Annotated in this window: 14 protein-coding genes and 1 pseudogene; 12 read left to right on the plus strand and 3 right to left on the minus strand. The window is 62.6% G+C overall.

What is annotated here, in order from left to right; genetic code table 11:
- Nucleotides 1–2 precede the first annotated feature (2 nt).
- The 4 genes from EOB80_RS09000 to EOB80_RS09015 are packed head-to-tail and all read left to right on the plus strand — an operon-like array spanning nt 3 to nt 5604.
- Nucleotides 3–2117, plus strand: coding sequence for an SMP-30/gluconolactonase/LRE family protein (locus EOB80_RS09000; RefSeq protein WP_127327386.1), 2115 nt, complete (start codon nt 3–5; stop codon nt 2115–2117).
- Nucleotides 2117–3223, plus strand: coding sequence for a strictosidine synthase (locus EOB80_RS09005; protein WP_127327387.1), 1107 nt, complete (start codon nt 2117–2119; stop codon nt 3221–3223). The genes EOB80_RS09000 and EOB80_RS09005 overlap by 1 nt, the downstream gene beginning before the upstream one ends.
- Complete coding sequence (locus EOB80_RS09010) at nt 3216–4730, plus strand: sugar ABC transporter ATP-binding protein (protein WP_127327388.1); 1515 nt, start codon at nt 3216–3218, stop codon at nt 4728–4730. The genes EOB80_RS09005 and EOB80_RS09010 overlap by 8 nt, the downstream gene beginning before the upstream one ends.
- On the plus strand, nt 4714–5604 hold the full coding sequence (locus EOB80_RS09015; protein ID WP_127327389.1) for a hydroxymethylglutaryl-CoA lyase: 891 nt from the start codon (nt 4714–4716) through the stop codon (nt 5602–5604). Before EOB80_RS09010 ends, EOB80_RS09015 begins: the two co-directional genes overlap by 17 nt.
- Before the next feature lie 513 nt (nt 5605–6117).
- On the opposite strand, the gene EOB80_RS09020 is transcribed toward EOB80_RS09015, so the two are convergent.
- On the minus strand, nt 6118–6954 hold the full coding sequence (locus EOB80_RS09020; RefSeq protein ID WP_256746366.1) for an IclR family transcriptional regulator: 837 nt from the start codon (nt 6952–6954) through the stop codon (nt 6118–6120).
- Between the two features lie 230 nt (nt 6955–7184).
- Here EOB80_RS09020 and EOB80_RS09025 point away from each other — a divergent pair, with 230 nt between their 5' ends.
- The 7 genes from EOB80_RS09025 to EOB80_RS09055 all read left to right on the plus strand — a co-directional run bounded on the left by EOB80_RS09025 (nt 7185) and on the right by EOB80_RS09055 (nt 14361).
- Nucleotides 7185–8792 carry an aldehyde dehydrogenase family protein gene (locus EOB80_RS09025; RefSeq protein WP_206516797.1) on the plus strand — a complete coding sequence of 536 codons (1608 nt, stop codon included), beginning with the start codon at nt 7185–7187 and terminating at the stop codon, nt 8790–8792.
- A gap of 104 nt (nt 8793–8896) precedes the next feature.
- A complete protein-coding gene (locus tag EOB80_RS09030; RefSeq protein ID WP_245466302.1) occupies nt 8897–10177 on the plus strand; it encodes an aspartate aminotransferase family protein in 1281 nt (426 codons plus the stop codon).
- Nucleotides 10178–10239: 62 nt separating this feature from the next.
- Nucleotides 10240–11409 carry an FAD-binding oxidoreductase gene (locus EOB80_RS09035; protein WP_127320748.1) on the plus strand — a complete coding sequence of 390 codons (1170 nt, stop codon included), beginning with the start codon at nt 10240–10242 and terminating at the stop codon, nt 11407–11409.
- Nucleotides 11410–11448: 39 nt separating this feature from the next.
- Entirely contained in the window at nt 11449–12210 is a 762-nt protein-coding gene (locus EOB80_RS09040; protein WP_127327392.1) for an amino acid ABC transporter ATP-binding protein, read from the plus strand.
- Entirely contained in the window at nt 12207–12851 is a 645-nt protein-coding gene (locus EOB80_RS09045) for an amino acid ABC transporter permease (RefSeq protein WP_127270812.1), read from the plus strand. Before EOB80_RS09040 ends, EOB80_RS09045 begins: the two co-directional genes overlap by 4 nt.
- Nucleotides 12848–13507, plus strand: coding sequence for an amino acid ABC transporter permease (locus EOB80_RS09050; RefSeq protein WP_127327393.1), 660 nt, complete (start codon nt 12848–12850; stop codon nt 13505–13507). The genes EOB80_RS09045 and EOB80_RS09050 overlap by 4 nt, the downstream gene beginning before the upstream one ends.
- Before the next feature lie 38 nt (nt 13508–13545).
- Nucleotides 13546–14361 carry a transporter substrate-binding domain-containing protein gene (locus EOB80_RS09055; protein WP_164762562.1) on the plus strand — a complete coding sequence of 272 codons (816 nt, stop codon included), beginning with the start codon at nt 13546–13548 and terminating at the stop codon, nt 14359–14361.
- A gap of 647 nt (nt 14362–15008) precedes the next feature.
- Here EOB80_RS09055 and EOB80_RS35150 read toward each other — a convergent pair.
- Together EOB80_RS35150 and EOB80_RS35155 are read right to left on the minus strand one after the other, a co-directional pair.
- Nucleotides 15009–15122: pseudogene (locus EOB80_RS35150) on the minus strand (conjugal transfer protein TraD); the annotation flags it as partial.
- A 43-nt stretch (nt 15123–15165) separates the two neighbouring features.
- Nucleotides 15166–15375: a hypothetical protein gene (locus EOB80_RS35155; protein WP_245466303.1), complete on the minus strand. Its 210-nt coding sequence runs from the start codon at nt 15373–15375 to the stop codon at nt 15166–15168.
- A gap of 377 nt (nt 15376–15752) precedes the next feature.
- Here EOB80_RS35155 and dusA point away from each other — a divergent pair.
- Nucleotides 15753–16290 (plus strand): tRNA dihydrouridine(20/20a) synthase DusA (dusA, locus tag EOB80_RS35160; protein WP_245466304.1); only part of this gene is annotated, 538 nt, incomplete at its 3' end.

Here is a 16290-nt window from a genome sequence, read left to right on the forward strand (position 1 = left end):
TTATGGCCACCAGCGATGCGCTTTCACGGCTGCGGTACCGGCTTTTGCCGGACCGCCTGTTCGGCGAATTGCTGACCAAGAGCTGGATCGACAACGTCATTCCGGCATTGGCGCTGGTGGTCACGATCCTCGTCATGACGTGGATCATCCCTGGCTATTTCTCGGTCGGCAACCTTACCGATCTCGCCCGCCAGGTGTCGGAATTCGGCCTGATCGCACTGGCGCTCACCATCGTCATCCTCTCGGGCGGCATCGACCTCTCGGTCGGCTCGATGTTCGCGCTATGCGTGCTTGCCGCCCTGGTATCGATGAACGTTGCCGGCCTGCCGGTCGGCGTGGCATTGATCGCGACGCTAGCCACGGGCCTCGTCTGCGGGCTGCTCAACGGGGTGCTGATCGGCTATCTCAGGCTGCGCGCCTTCATAACCACTCTGGTGACACTGGTCATCTACCGGGCGCTCTACGACATCATCTTTCCCCGGCTTGCCAGCGCGATCGTCGGCTCGATGCCGGTCTCCCCGACCTGGGACCTGATCGGCTTCGGCACCTTCTACGGCCTGCCCGTCTCCTTCGCCATTTTCGCCGTCATCGCCCTTGGCGCGCATATCGTCCTGTCAAGGCTAAGGCCAGGATGGCGGTTGCGCGCCGTCGGCGGTGCGCGCCGCTCCGCCTACAATGCCGGCATCAACGTCAAGCTGACGGTTTGCCTCGCCTATGTCGCATCGGGCCTGCTGACCGCGATCGCTGCCTTTCTGTTTTCCGCCCGGCTCGGCAGCACCGGCGCCGACACCGGCATAGGGCTGGAGATTTCCGTATTGACCGCCGTGGTGCTTGGCGGCGTTTCGCTGGGTGGCGGCCGCGGTTCGGTCGGCAATGCGGTGATCGGCTCCATCCTGGTGCTGATCCTGACCAGCGGCCTCATCCGCCTGTCGATGCCCGGCTCGGTCAACCAGCTGATCCTCGGTCTGGTGCTGATCGCCGCCGTGCTGTTCGACGCCAAATGGGTGAAGAACCGCGGCAAGCTGTTGAGCAAAGTCTATGTCTCGCCGACCTATCTGAAGCTGCCGAATTTGACGCCGCCGACCGGAACCGACGTGCTTGCCGTCAATGACAGGCTTGGCGCGGCGGAGCTCATAGGGCTTGGCGCGGTCGAAGGTCCCGAGGACGTCGTCCTCGACCGCGACGACAATCTCTATACCGGTACGCGGCACGGTACGATCGTCCGTTTCCTCGCGCCCGACTATGCGCGCAGCGAGGTCTTCGCCCGTATCGGGGGTCATCCGCTGGGGCTGGCCTTCGCGCCGAATGGCGACCTGCTCACCTGCGTCGGCGGCATGGGCGTCTACCGCGTCTCGCCGGACGGGACGGTGGCGAAGGTCACCGACGAAACCAATCGCAGCCTGCTGTCGGTGATCGACGATTCGCGGCTGAGGCTTCCCGACGATCTCGACATCGCGCCGGACGGACGCATCTTCTTCAGTGAAGCGACGATCCGCTACGAGATGTCTGAATGGGCGGTCGATGCGCTGGAGGGCAGGGGCAACGGCCGGCTGATCTGCCACGATCCGAGGACCGGCTCGACCCGCACCATATTGCGCGGCCTGATCTTTCCCAACGGCGTCACCATTTGCCGCGACGGCCAGTCGCTGCTCTTTGCCGAGACATGGGCGTGCCGCATCAGCCGCTACTGGTTCGACGGACCGGACAAGGGCAAGCGTGAAATCTTCCTCGACAATTTGCCGGGCTATCCCGACAATCTCAACCGCGGCTCCGACGGAACGTACTGGATCGCGCTGCTCGGCATGCGCACCAGAACCTTCGATCTCGCCATGCGCAAGCCGGGTTTTCGCCGCCGCATGGCCAAGCGGATCGCCGCCGACGAATGGCTGTTCCCCAACATCAATCGCGGCTGCGTGCTGCGCGTGTCGGAAACCGGCGAGATCATCGACGCGTTGTGGGACGAGGCCGGCGAAAACCATCCCTCGATCACCTCGACCTGCGAGCACAAGGGCTGGCTCTATCTGGGCGGCGTCTCCAACAACCGCATCGGCCGCGTTCGCATCGAAGGCGCCGATCCGCAGTGGACGGCGCATGACGATTACTGGGGGAAGCGCTGATGGCGGGGTTTGGCACGTTCGTCCGCCGGCTGTTTTCGGCTGATGATGCCGGCATCAGCGTGCCGGCCATGGACGGCGTCTTCAAACCGGACAACCGCCTGGAAGAGGCGGAGCGGCTGCTGTCGCTTCCCTCCATCGACAATCTCGTTGCGTCGCCAGCGAGACTGCTGTGCAGCAGCGGCAACACGCTCTTCCGGATCGACCTTGGGAGAGCGGGCGCTTCGGCGGTCGCAATAGCGGAGTTCGCGGCGCCGATCAGCTTTGTCGCATCCGCGCCCGATGGCCGCCTTGCCGTCGGCATCGAGGGTGAGGGCCTGCAAATCGGGCAGCCGGGCACCTGGAGGCGCATCGGCTTGCCAGGCGGCGTGGCGTCCTGCCTCACCGCCGGGCTCTTTACCGTGGATGGCTCGCTCTACCTGTGTGTCGGCTCGCGCAAGCATCCGGCGCGCGACTGGAAGCGCGATCTGATGGAGGGCGGCAGCAGCGGCGTCGTGCTCGCCATCGATCCGGACAGCGGCTCCCAGCGTGAGCTTGCAGCCGGATTGGCATTTCCCAACGGCGCGGTCATGCTCGGCAACGGCCGTCTGGCGATCAGCGAAAGCTGGCGCCATCGTATCGTCGCCCTTGATCCGAAATCCCCCCATCCGGTGGCGATCCTGGAAAATCTGCCGGCCTATCCGTCGCGCCTGTCACCCGCTTCCGATGGCGGCTTCTGGATGGCGCTGTTCGCGCCGCGCCGCCAGCTTCTCGAACTGGTGCTGCGCGAGGACGATTATCGCCGCGAGATGATGGCGACGATCGATCCCGGCGAATGGATCGGGCCGGAACTCGCCGGATCGGCGCGGCCGGACCAGCCGCTGAGCCAGGGCTCGGTCCGGCAGATGGGCGTGCTGAAGCCGTGGGCGCCATCGCGCTCCTACGGCCTCGTCGCGCGCTGCGACGACAGCGGCCGGCCCAGCGAAAGCTGGCACAGCCGCGCCGACGGCAGCATGCATGGCGTCACCTCCGTCTGTGAGCATGGCGGCAGCGTCTACGCCGCCTCGCGCGGCTCCGGCACGCTGCTGCGCCTGCCCGGCGCGACATCCGGTGGAGCCCTGCATGGCTGATCCCCACGCGGCCGAGATCGTCCGGTTCCGCAAGGCCACCAAGGCGTTCGCCGGCAACGCGGCGGTGCGCGACGTCGATTTCACGCTGCGGCAAGGCGAGGTCCATGCGCTGCTCGGCGAGAACGGTGCGGGGAAGTCGACGTTGACCAAGGTGCTGGCCGGCCTCTATCCGCTGACGTCGGGCGAGATGCTGATTGACGGCAAACCGGTTGGCTTTTCCTCGCCCGCCGATGCCATGAAGCACGGCATCGCCATGGTGTTCCAGGAAACCAATCTCATCCCGTCGATGAATGTCGCCCAGAACATCTTCCTCGGCGAAGAGAGCTTCTTCAACCGGTTGCGCGGCATCAACATCAAGGCGCAGCAGCATCTGCAGCGGCTGAACTTCCATGTCGAGCCGACCGCGCTGGTGTCGACGCTCGGCGCCGCCAAGAAGCAGATGGTCGAGATCGCCCGCGCGGTTCACCACAAGGCCCGCATCTTCATCTTCGACGAGCCGACGGCGACGCTGACGCCGGAGGAAAAGCAGCACTTCTTCGCCCTGGTCGAGCGGCTGAAAGGCGAGGGCGCTTCCATCATCTTCATTTCACACGCGCTGGAAGAGGCGCTGTCGATCGCCGACCGCATCAGCGTGCTGCGCGACGGCGCGCTGATCGTCACCGACGATGCGCGCAATCTCACCCGCGAGAAAATCGTCCAGGCGATGGTTGGCCGGCAACTGACCGATACGCTCTATGGCGACGATGCCGCCAAACGCGTCGCGCGCCGCCCGGGCGAAAAGGTGCTGGCGCTCGAGAACGTCTCGATGGGTAAGGCGGTGCGCAGCGCCACGCTGTCGGTCTTTGCCGGCCAGGTGACGGGGCTGTTCGGCCTGGTCGGTGCCGGCCGCACCGAAATGATGAAGATCGCGGCGGGCGTTTTGAAGCGTGACTTCTTCCATGGTGGCCGCATCACGCTGCGCGGCGAGGTGGTGCACTTCCGCGTGCCACGGCAGGCCGTGCGGCGCGGCGTCGCATATATCACAGAGGACCGCAAGCTCGACGGCCTATTCGACACGATGGGCATCGCCCAGAACGTATTCCTCGGCAAGCTGGCCAAGGGCTCCAATCCGGTCTCGGTAATCGGCCTTGGCGAAGCGCGCCGGCAATCGGCCGAATGGATCGAGACGATGAAGGTCCGCACGATCGGCGCCAATGCTCGGGTGGTCGAGCTTTCCGGCGGCAATCAGCAGAAAGTGGTCATCGCCAAATCGCTAATCCAGGCGCCGTCGCTGATCATCTTCGACGAGCCGACGCGTGGCGTCGATGTCGGCGCCATCGCCGAGATCCATCAGATTATCGAGCGGCTTGCCGATGCGGGTGCGGCCGTCGTCGTTATTTCGTCCTATCTGCCTGAAATCCTCAATCTGTCGGACCGCATCCTGGTGGCGCGCCAGGGCCGTATCGTCGAGGAGATGACCATCGACGAGGCCTCCGAAGAAAAGATCATGTATGCCGCCGTCCATTGAATCGACCGGTGGGGATCGGCAGGCCACGATCGTCGAAGTCGGTCCGCGCGACGGCCTGCAGAACGAAAAGCGGCTGGTCTCGACCGGGCAGAAGCTGCGCCTGATCGGCATGCTGGCCGATTGCGGCTTCGCCCGCATCGAGGCGACGGCTTTCGTCTCGCCGAAATGGGTGCCGCAGATGGCCGATCATGATGAGGTCATGCGGCGCGCTGTGCGGCGCCCGGGGCTTATGCTGTCCGCGCTGGTGCCCAACGAGCAAGGTGCGCGGGCCGCGATCTCGGCCGGCGCGCAGGAACTCGCGGTCTTCACCAGCGCCTCCGAGACGTTTTCGAAACGAAACACCAATTGTACCATCGAGGAAGGGCTGGCTCGTTTTCTGCCAGTGATCGCGCTGGCCGCCGAGCATTCCTTGCCGGTGCGGGGCTATGTCTCCTGTGCCGTCGATTGTCCCTATGAAGGCCCGATCGAACCCGGCGCGGCCGCGAGAGTCGTCGCGCGCCTGCGCGATCTCGGCTGCGCCGAAATCGCCGTTGCCGACACGATCGGCAGGGCGACACCCGAGCGCGTGCATGCCATGGTGCTGGCAACCCTCGAAGAAGCAGAGGCTGCGCGGCTGGCCGGGCATTTCCACGACACCGGCGGCCTGGCGCTCGCCAACGTCGATGCTGCCTGGGACCTCGGGCTCAGGGTGTTCGATGCCGCTGCCGGCGGGCTAGGCGGCTGTCCCTACGCGCCCGGTGCGGCCGGCAATCTTCGCAGCGGCGCGCTGGTGGCGCACCTTGCGTCGAAAGGGATTTCCACCGGCATAAATCGCGAATTGCTGGCCGGCATCGAAACCATGCTCGCCGAGGGTAAGTTTTTCGCCGAGCCATAAAGCCACGACAACCCCGCAGCAAGTTTGCCTGAAATCAGTGCCGTCCCGATCTTCGGGGCTGGCGGCTCGGAAAATGCGACACGAGCTATATATTGCTGCCTTGGCTGCCCGCTCGGCTTTAGCAAAATTTGACGAGGCATCGAATTTCTGGCGCGCGTGCCGCCCTTGTTGTGAACGTCAGTACCAATGCCCCGATCGCCTTCACACCGAATGGAGAGTGTCGGCGATCGTTCCCATCAGGTTCTGCATGTCCATCCGCATCGACTGATTGATCGCTTTCGGCCAGGTCGACAGCTTCACGCCGGCGAAATCGCGCTGGTGGTCGATGTAGATTATCTGCCATCCGAGCAGCTACTCTGAATGCAATGGGCGAGCCTCCAAGTTTAAGGTTTTCTATTGGGTGGTTCTCAGAGGGATGGAGCCGGACATTCACTTCCGTCGAGAACATATCGCGAACTACAGGTTCAAAGCGCAACATCTCTTCGCGCGATGACCGGCCTCTCAAGCACCGACCTATCGCTGATCCGCTGCAGCACTCTTTGCGGCCATAGCCGATCCGTTGTAGGCGTGCATCTGCGCCAGCTTCGCCATGCGCTGGGCGGCTTCTGCGAGCGCCGAGCAATGCTGCTTGAAGTTTTGCTCTATGATCTGACCGTAGGGTCCCGTAAGTCCCACCGCGTACATCACCTCACCGCTCGTCGGCCTTATCGGAAATGCGATCGAGCCCAGGCCCGGAACATGCTCGGCCAGGTCCATGGCATAGCCCTGCTGCCGAACCTCCGCCAATTCCCTGGTCAACTCCGCGATCTTCGTTTTAGTCCGATCGGTATAGCTGCGCAGCTCGGTCGCCAAGATCCTGTTCACGGTCTCCTGCGGATGAAACGCAAGGATCGCCTTGGCCGAAGCGGTCGCATTTACAGGCATGGCCATGCCCGGCATGACATAGGTCCGGACCGGAGTGTCGGGCGCGACGCAGGTGACCGAGCGCACCTCGGTACCGTCGAACTTCGACAGGAACGCCGACTGGCCGGTGCGGTCCGCCAAATCCTGAAGCGGTCGCTGCGCGAGCGTCGTCAGCCAGCCGCTATCCGGAGACATCTGTAGCAGCTGCAGCAAGCGATCGCCGAGGCGGTATGTCCGATTGCGAACGCTCTCGGCGGTGATCATCCCGCTTTCGATCAAGGCATGCAGCAGCCTGTTGATCGTGGTTTTGGGCAGTCCAAGCGTCGTTTCGAGCTCGATCGCCGTCAAGCCATGCTCGAACGGCGCGACCGTTTCCATGATCGAGATGTAGCGCTCGAGGGGACTGTCCTTGGCGCTCGGCTTCTTCGATTTCGTATTCAAGGGCACCTACGCCGATCTGACAATTGCGACTGCAAGAAGGTTATCGTTCAAAACAGACATGAGGGGCAAGGTCGGTCTCTCGTTATCCCGCCGCGCGTCGAGTCCGAGGGGCTCCGTAGAATAGCCGAACGGCCGCACGCCCTCGGCTGTCGGGCTCCGCCAGGTAACCCGAACCCGAAATCTCCTCACGAACAATACCGAAATTCGGTATTATTTCCATTTTATGGTCCCCTCGATTGACTCGCAAGCCAAATCCTGATTATCGGGATAAATACCGATTTTCGGAGGAACTTGAAATGGCTGAACTCCCGCGTGTGACCTACTCGAACATCGGGGTGGATTTTTCCCCTGTTCACGCTCACCTCGATGCAATGATCCCGGATTTCGAGAAGAACACACTGGGTCGCGAGTGGTCGACGCCGTTTGCGACTGGCGCTCGGAAAGAGATCCTGAGCCCTATCGACAAGAAGATCTCTCTCGGCAAGTTCCCGGTTTCAACCCCGTCAGACGTCAAGTCCGCGATCCAGGCAGCCCGGGCCGGCGCGAAGACCTGGAACCGTTCGACGCTGGACGATCGCCTTGCATTCGGCGCCCGCTGGCGAGAGGCACTGGCGGAGCGGAAATATGACCTCGGTTTGGCGGCGCTCTACGAGATCGGAAAGTCCCGCATCGAGGCAGTCGGCGAAGCCGAGGAATGCCTCGACATGGTCGAGTACTACGCATCGGAGATGAAGGCGAACAACGGGTTCGTCCGGCCCATGAACGTGTTGGTCGAAAACGAGACTGCTACGAGCGTCATGAAGCCCTATGGCGTCTTCGCGGTCATCGCTCCTTTCAACTTTCCGCTCGCCTTGTCGATCGGCATGGTCTCGGGTGCGCTGTTGACAGGCAATGCGGTGGTCTACAAGCCGTCGCCGGGTTGCGCGCTGACCGGACTGCTGATTGCCGAAACGCTTCGCAAAGCGGGATTGCCCGAAGGTGTTTTCAACATCGTGCTTGGCGATGGAGAGGTGGGGCGCCTTCTTGCCACCGATAACGGCATCGACGGCGTTGCATTCACGGGCTCCCATAAGACCGGCATGAGCATCTTCCGTCATATGGCAACGCTGCCCCACATGAAGCCCGTCATCGCCGAAATGGGTGGCAAGAACCCCGCCTACGTGACGAGCAAGGCCGACCTCGACCGCGCGGCGCAGGGGGTGGCGCGCTCCGCTTTTGGCCTGCAAGGCCAGAAGTGCTCCGCATGCTCGGTCGTGTATGTCGACGAGAAGGTCAAGGCGGAATTCATCGAGAAACTGGTAGCGTTCGCTGGAAAGCTGGTGGTCGGAGATCCTCGTAAGGCCGAGACCTTTATGGGCCCTGTCTATGGCGACGCCACAGTCGGCCGTTTCCAGGCAGCGCTGTCGGAAGTCGAGGGCAAAGGCAAGGTGCATTTTGGGGGCGCCGCCCTGGGCCAGGGCTTTGCGAACAACTACGTCCTGCCGACGGTGGTCGAACTTGATGGTCCGGGCCGGCTGACCCGCGACGAACTCTTCATGCCTTTCGTGGTCGTCCGCGGTTTTGATAGTCTCGATGCCGCGATCGAAGAGGGCAACGACATCCCCTACGGATTGTCGGCCGGCATCTTTACCAACGACCAAAAAGAGTTGCGTCACTTCCTCGATACCGCCGAAGCGGGGGTTCTCTATGCCAACCGTGCGAGCGGCGCAACGACGGGTGCATGGCCAGGCGCGCAGCCATTCTGCGGCTGGAAGGGCACCGGGGTCAGCGGCAAGGGCGGTCTCGGCTCCTGGTTCCTGCCACAGTACCTGCGCGAGCAGAGCCACACGATCATGACCAAGTGATCGAAAGAGGTCGCGCCCTTCGTCGCGGCCATCCAAGGCTGTCTCCTTCATCGGTTTACAAGATTATGCGCCACTATCCAGATTCAATGCCGAAGTCCCGCGAGATGTTCGAACGGGCCCGCAAGGTCATGCCGGGAGGAAACACCCGGACAACGGTCTTCATCGACCCGTTTCCGATCTATGCCCAGCGCGGCGAGGGCTGCCGCGTCTGGGACGTCGATGGAAACGTCTACTACGACTGCATCAACAATTTCACGGCCATGATCCATGGCTACGGCCATCCCGCCGTCACGGCCGCGGTGGTGGACCAGATGCCCCAGGGATCGGCTTTCGGAGCGCCCACCGAGAGCGAACTTGATCTTGCTGAACTGTTGGTGGAGCGCCTTCCGTCAGTCGAGCAGGTTCGCTTCGCCAACTCCGGCACGGAAGGCGTCATGATGGCGATCAAGGCGGCTCGGGCGTTCACCGAGCGGCCGAAGATCGTCAAGATCGAAGGTGCCTACCATGGCTCCTACGACTTCGCGGAAGTCAGCCTGGACAGTTCGCCCGCCAACTGGGGCGACATGCCTGCCTCAACGGCATACGCGAAAGGCACGCCGAAGGGAGTTCTCGATGATGTCATCGCGGTGCCGTTCAACGATACGGAGGCGCTGCGTGCCGTCTTCGACGCGCATGGCGACACGATAGCGGGTGTTCTGATCGACCCGATGCCGAACCGCGCCGGACTTATTCCCGCGCGAAAGGATTATCTCGACGCGATGGTCGAGATCGCTCATGCCGCCGGCTCGCTGGTGATCTTCGACGAGGTGATCTCGCTCCGCCTTGGCTATTCGGGGGCGCAGGGCCTGTGGAGCATCACGCCCGATCTGACGGCTCTCGGCAAGATCATCGGCGGAGGATTCCCGGTCGGCGCCGTCGGCGGCCGCGCCGACGTGATGGCGGTGTTCGATCCAACACGAGGCAAGCCCGCATTGCCGCATGGCGGCACCTTCACCGCGAACCCGGTGACGATGCGAGCCGGTCTGGCGGCGATGCGCGCGTTGACCCCGGCTAGCTTCGCGCATCTGGACGCTATCGGCAGCCTGCTTCGCGAGGGCATCACGGCCTCGCTTGCTCGCCATGGCCTCAACGGGCAGTGCGTCGGTCTCGGCTCGCTCTTCAAAGTTCATTTCACGGCGTTGCCGATCACGGACTACCGGTCAGTCTATCCGGGTGCGTCCGAACGCATGAAACTCGACCTGTTCCACAAGGGTCTGCTCGACCGCGGCGTGCTTTCGGCGAGTTACGGACTCTTCGCGCTTTCCACCTCCATGACCGAGGAAGACGCACGCGAGATCCTTTCCGCAATCGACGGCGCCCTCGCAGCAATCGCTCCGAAGCAATGACGTAGCGCGTCCAGCGCCGGATCCATCCGGCACGGGACGACGCAGCAACAGATGGAAGTCACATGACAGCTTCTCCTCACGTCGTCGTCATCGGTGCGGGTACCCTCGGTATGTGTTCTGCGCACGCGCTCGCGGAACAGGGCGCTCGCGTCACCGTCATCGACGCACAATCCATTGCGTCAGGATCCAGCGGCCGCTCGGTCGGGGTCGTTGGGACACAGCTCACGGATCCGTTCGAGATACAGCTGCGCATGCAATCGGTGCAGCGCGTCCGCCGGTGGCAAGAGCGCCTCGGTCTCGGCTTCAGCCCTATCGGCTACCTGCGTCTGGCGCGCACCTCCGAGCAGATGGAACTGTTCGCGCGCTCGGTGGAGATCCAGCGCGATGCCGGCTTCAGATCCAGGGTCTACCAGGCGAACGAGCTTCAGCAACTCGTGCCGCACTTGAGTTCAGATGGGCTCGAAGGCGGCATCTTCGGGCCGGACGACGGCTTCCTCGATCCCCACGAAATGTGCACGCTGCTGGCGCAACAGGTGAAGAAGCTCGGCTCCGAGGTTTTCCAGTTCCGCAAGCTGCTTGGTGCCGCGCGGACATCCGGTGGCTATCGGTTGGACACCAGCAAGGGGCCGATCGGCTGCGACTTCGTCGTGAATGCGGCAGGCGCCTGGGCGCCACGCGTTGCCGAGATGCTCGGACAGACGCTGCACATCCACCCCGAGCGCCACGAGGCGCTGACAATCCACTTGGACGCGCCGCTCCCGTACACAATGCCGATGGTCATGGATCTGGTGAACGGGCAGGGCACGGGACTCAACTTTCGGCACGAGAAAGCGAGCGAGCTCATCGCCGAGATACACAAGGTAAGTTCGCCGTCGCCCGAAGATCCGGACAACTACAACGAGCAGTGCGAGGAAGGGTCCAAGGTCATGCTGGCCGAGATGCTGATCGAACGCCTGCCTGATCTGCCGGGCGCCCGGCTCGGCCGGGGCTGGGCAGGCCTCTACCCTGTCACCGCCGACCACCGTCCCTATGTCGGACCAGTCGATCAGTCGGAGCCCGGTCTGATCACCGCGGCCGGTGCGGGCGGCTACGGGATTCAGCTCGCGCCGGTGATTGGGCTGATCGTCGCAGACTGGGTGCTCAAGGGCTCTCCCGCATCGATCCCACGCACCGAAAGTCTCGCTCCAACTCCGGAAAGAAACGTTCCGGGCACACATACTGCGGCGGCTTGACCAGTGGGACACCGGCGTTAGCGCAAGGACAAAGAAGCCATGCCCGAGGCAGAAAATATCGTACGCATCAAGAACATCAACGTGATCTATGGCGGCCATCACGCCGTGAAGAACGTCTCGCTCGACATCACGCGCGGCGAGGTCGTGGCGATCGTCGGACCCAGCGGCGCGGGGAAGAGCACGCTGCTGCGCGCGATCAACATGCTCGAACAGCCGTCATCCGGCACCCTTGAAGTGGGTGCCATCCGGTTTTCGGTCGACCGCAATCTGTCCGCCGGAGAGCTGCTGAGGCTCCGACGTTCCACCGGGATGGTTTTCCAGTCCTTCAACCTGTTTCCGCACATGACCGTGCAGCGCAACATTTCGCTGCCGCAGATGCGGGTTCTGGGGCGCACCAAGGAGCAGGCGGACGCGCGCACCGCCCAATTGCTCGAACGCGTACACCTTACGGACAAGGCGCAATCCTATCCGGCGCGCCTGTCGGGTGGCCAGCAGCAGCGTATCGCGATCGCACGCGCCCTGGCTCTTGACCCCAAGGTGATGCTCTTCGACGAACCCACGAGCGCCCTGGATCCCGAACTCGGGCTTGAGGTGTTGGCCGTGATCCGCGAGCTCGCCCAGGAAGGCATGACAATGATCATCGTCACGCACGAGATCGCCTTTGCCGCAGACGTCGCCGACCGCGTAATCGTCATGGCTAATGGAGAGATCATCGAGCAGGGTCCGCCTGATGCCATGATCCGCAATCCGTCGTCGCCCCGCACGCGGCAGTTCTTCCGTGCCGTGGTCGATCGCAGATGATCGACCTGCTGGTTTCACTGCTCAGAGGCGTTCCGGCCACGCTGCTGGTGACCTTCGGCGCTTTCGGAGTCGGGGCCATCGCAGCCATGCCGCTGGTGCTGATGCGACGTTCCCGGTTGCTTCTGCTAAGCGCGCCGGCGCGCCTATACATCGACGTTGTCCGAGGAATCCCGCCGATCGTCTGGCTGTTCATTATTTTCTTCGGATTGGGCAGCGGAGTGATCGTTCTCAGTTCATATCAGGCTGCCATCCTGGGCATGGGGTTGGTATCAACGGCCTATCTCGCCGAAATCTATAGGGGTGGCTTCCTGGCCCTCTCGAAGGGCCAGCGGGAGGCGTCCACGGCGCTCGGTATGTCGCGCCTGGATACGCTGCGCTATATCCTGGCGCCGCAGGTACTGCGCGTCTCGGTTCCACCCATGGCGACCTTCCTTGTTAGCCTGCTCAAAGACACGACCGTGGCCTCCACGATCGGTGTCCGCGACGTGATGATGTACGCATCGCAGCAGGCTCAAGGCGGCGGCGGCAGCTTCGCGCCGTTCATTTTCGCGGCGCTTCTCTACATCGTGCTGTCCATACCCGTTGTCGTGTTGGCACGCGCCGTGGACGGGCGGCTGCGCTCAAGGGGGCAAGCGAAATGAGCGAGATGCTGGCTAACTGGCTGGACTGGTCGCCCCAGCTTTTCCAAGGAGCTATTGTCAGTCTTCAGTTGGCGGGCCTGGCGCTGCTGTTCGGATTGCCTACCGGCCTCGTTCTTGCGCTTGCCTCTTCCTCTGGAAACAGGCTCGTCCGCTATTTCGCGGTGGTATTGGTCGAGATCGGGCGTGGTGCGCCTGCACTCGTCGTCCTGCAGATGGTCTACTATGGATTGCCTGCTTCCGGGATGACCGTAAGTGCCTTCACCTCTGGCGTGATTGCGTTGGCGCTAACGACAGGCGCCTACACCAGCGAGATCCTTCGCGCCGGTCTGAACGCGGTTCCGCATTGTGAGATCGAGGCGGGCTGGGCGCTCGGCATGACCCGCCGGGACATCCTGCGCTTCGTAGTTATCCCCCAAGGAATCCTGTTCGCAATACCCGCACTGATGGGCTTTGCCATTCTCATCTTCCAGGCGACGGCCCTTACATACACGATCGCCATCCCCGAACTTCTGGCGCGCGCCTATCGCGTGGGTGCGGCCACCTACCTCTACCTCGATGTCCTGATCTTGGCGGGCCTGTTCTATCTCGCCATCACCGTCCCGTTCGGGTGGCTGGTCTCGTACACCGAACGTAGGCTGGGCAGCCATCTCGGCTGACCTGCAATCAAAAACCATCAATGTCAGAGGAGAGCACAGTGAAAAATTGGAGTAAGATTATCTCGGCCGCGGCCATTGCTACGGCCTTGGGTGCCAGCGTCGCGTCCGCACAGGATTGCAAGCCGCAGCACGTTTTCGAAACCGTGTCAGCGGGCAAACTCACAGTCGCGCTTACCAACACCGCTCCGTATTCGCTCGAAAAAGACAGCGGCATCGCGGGTATCGACGGCGATCTCGTGAAGCGTTTTGCCAAGGAGAACTGCCTGGAGATCGCTTATGAGATCTTCACATATCCAGGCGCGGTTTCCGCAGTTCAGTCGCGGCGCGCGGACATCGCGCTTGGCGGCTTCTATCGTACCGCCGCCCGCGCGAAGGTCGTCGCTCTGTCTACGCCGGTCTATCTCGACCAACTGTCCGTCACCTCGACCAACGGCATTGATACTGTCGATGGTCTGCTGGGCAAGAAGGTCGGCACCGTTGAAGGATATTTATGGGTCCAGGACATGGAGAAGCTTTACGAAGGCTCCAAGACCTATCCGTCGTCGCTGAACCTCGCGCAGGACCTTCATGCCGGTCGTATTGAGGCGGCGCTCGACGGCTTCGGCTCCGCTGTCATTCAGAACGAAGGACAGAATTATAAGGTAAATGTGCTGAAACAAGATCCGCGCATCGATGCGACCATGAACCCGTCGCAGACCGCCTTCCTGCTGGACAAGAGCAACGAGGATCTTGCGAAGGCCGTTGACACGTCCCTAGAAGCTTACCGCAAGGATGGCGCGATCGCGGAAGCGCTCAAGGCTTACGGGTTGGATCCGTCAGCCGCAGATGTCGGTGACGCCCGCGTCATCGAGTAAGCCGCTGGTATGAAGGGCCGCTCCGCCTGTGCCTCCCGTTTTTAGGAAGAAAACCGAGCGAGGCGGGCGGCCTGGACGTTTGCTGCGCGGCTGCGATCCGAGCGTGTGCTAAATGCCTGCCGTCGACTACGTCGCCGCCGATGCCTACATCAATTCGGACGCCGGCAGGATCATGGCCTCGCCGGGCGACCAGATGTCGATTGAACCGCAGGATCCAGCCTGACGAATGGGACGTGGCAGTGCTGGTCGATTGGCTTCAGCGCGAGACACTGGCGACTGTCAGCTCGCCGACCTCATCCAAGGCGAGGAGCTTCCCTCGCTTTACGCCGTTCCTGCTATGCAGAGCAGTGCCGCTGGCTCGCACCCTGGCTATAGACCTTCTATCAACGCGCAGTGTGCATGATCGCATCTGTGGGGTGCGGGAGGTTACGAGGGGAACACGGTCTGGCATTTGAAGTTTGCTCCTAGGCAGCGCCTGCTTTGACGAGCTTCGCCAACTCAAGTCTTGCGCCCTTCCGAGAGAAGATTGTCGCCGGTAGTGACGAAGAGCGCGAAAACTTATTGCGCAAGCTTGACTGCGGCGCTGGCGCACCGGCGGAAGTCTGCTGTTCGGGCTTCGTGCTGGCCGTTGCTCGCGCCAACCGTGGCTAAGTTCGCCGTCCCATCCACTCTTCACGCCGTTCAGCATCGAACGCCTGCCGACCCTTCGCGGCCCATAGATCTCGTGCATGCTCGCCTTCAGCGCTCTGCAATTTGTCGGCCGCCTATCCCGCTGGTTGCCTTTGCCAACGAGGCCAAGCCTCTTCAGGCCATCCGCGCGAGATCAACCGGTTTGACCTTGACGGGCAGCCCGTGCACCGCAGCGGCATGAGCCAGAATGAGTTTTACGAAACCGATGTCGATGCCTAGCGTCATCGGTCCAGCACCTTGGGCAGCCCGGTCACGGCCGAAACGAATGAGCCGTTCGCGATCGAGAGCCGCGATGTTGCACTTGCCGAGATGTCTTTGGAGCATAGCGAGGGCTGCGGCCTTGGAGCGGCGAGGGGACTTGCCTACATCGCACATGTCGTCGATATGAAGGTCGATGAGTTCGCCGAAGGTTTTCAGGCGCGCTGTTCGAGACTTTGTCGGTGTCTCACCGCGATCGACTTGGCGCTCGGTTTCGTCGCCCAGCGGCGTGCGTCGTCTCGGCGCAGGAAGGTTTCGCTGACGTAGCGACCTTTGCGACGGACTTGGACACGCCAGGACCCGGACGAGAGCTTTGTGTAGGTGGCCATTTTTTCGTGTGCGCTCCGTGTGCACTGAGAGATCGAAACGTGGCGAAAAGGGTCGTATTCTGGCGTAAATTGTGTGCACTTGGCACGTTCTAACGATTTGATGTTAAACAACAAATGCTGCAAAATCAAGATCATAGGCTATCCGTGGCCCCGATGATGGACTGGACGGACCGGCATTGCCGGTTCTTCCACCGCCAGCTGACAAGCCATGCGCTGCTTTACACCGAGATGGTGGTGGCCGACGCGGTCATCCATGGCGCGCGCGAGCGGCTGCTCGGCTTCGATGCGGTGGAACATCCGGTCGCGCTGCAGCTCGGCGGCTCGGATCGTAAAAAGCTCGCCGAGGCTGCCCGCATTGGCGAGGCCTTTGGCTATGACGAGATCAACCTCAATGTCGGCTGTCCGTCAGACCGCGTCCAGTCGGGCACGTTCGGTGCCTGCCTGATGAAAGTGCCGGACCTCGTCGCCGGCTGCGTCGCGGCGATGAAAGCGGCGGTGAAGATCCCCGTGACCGTTAAATGCCGTATCGGCGTCGACGAGCAGGATCCGGAGCCGGCCCTGGATGCGCTGGCGGATGGGGTTTTCGATGCCGGCGCCGACGCGTTGTGGGTGCATGCACGCAAGGCGTGGCTGGAAGGGCTGAGTCCCAAGG

Origin of the sequence: Mesorhizobium sp. M7A.F.Ca.MR.245.00.0.0 (genome assembly GCF_003997415.1) — a bacterium.
Classification (GTDB): domain Bacteria; phylum Pseudomonadota; class Alphaproteobacteria; order Rhizobiales; family Rhizobiaceae; genus Mesorhizobium.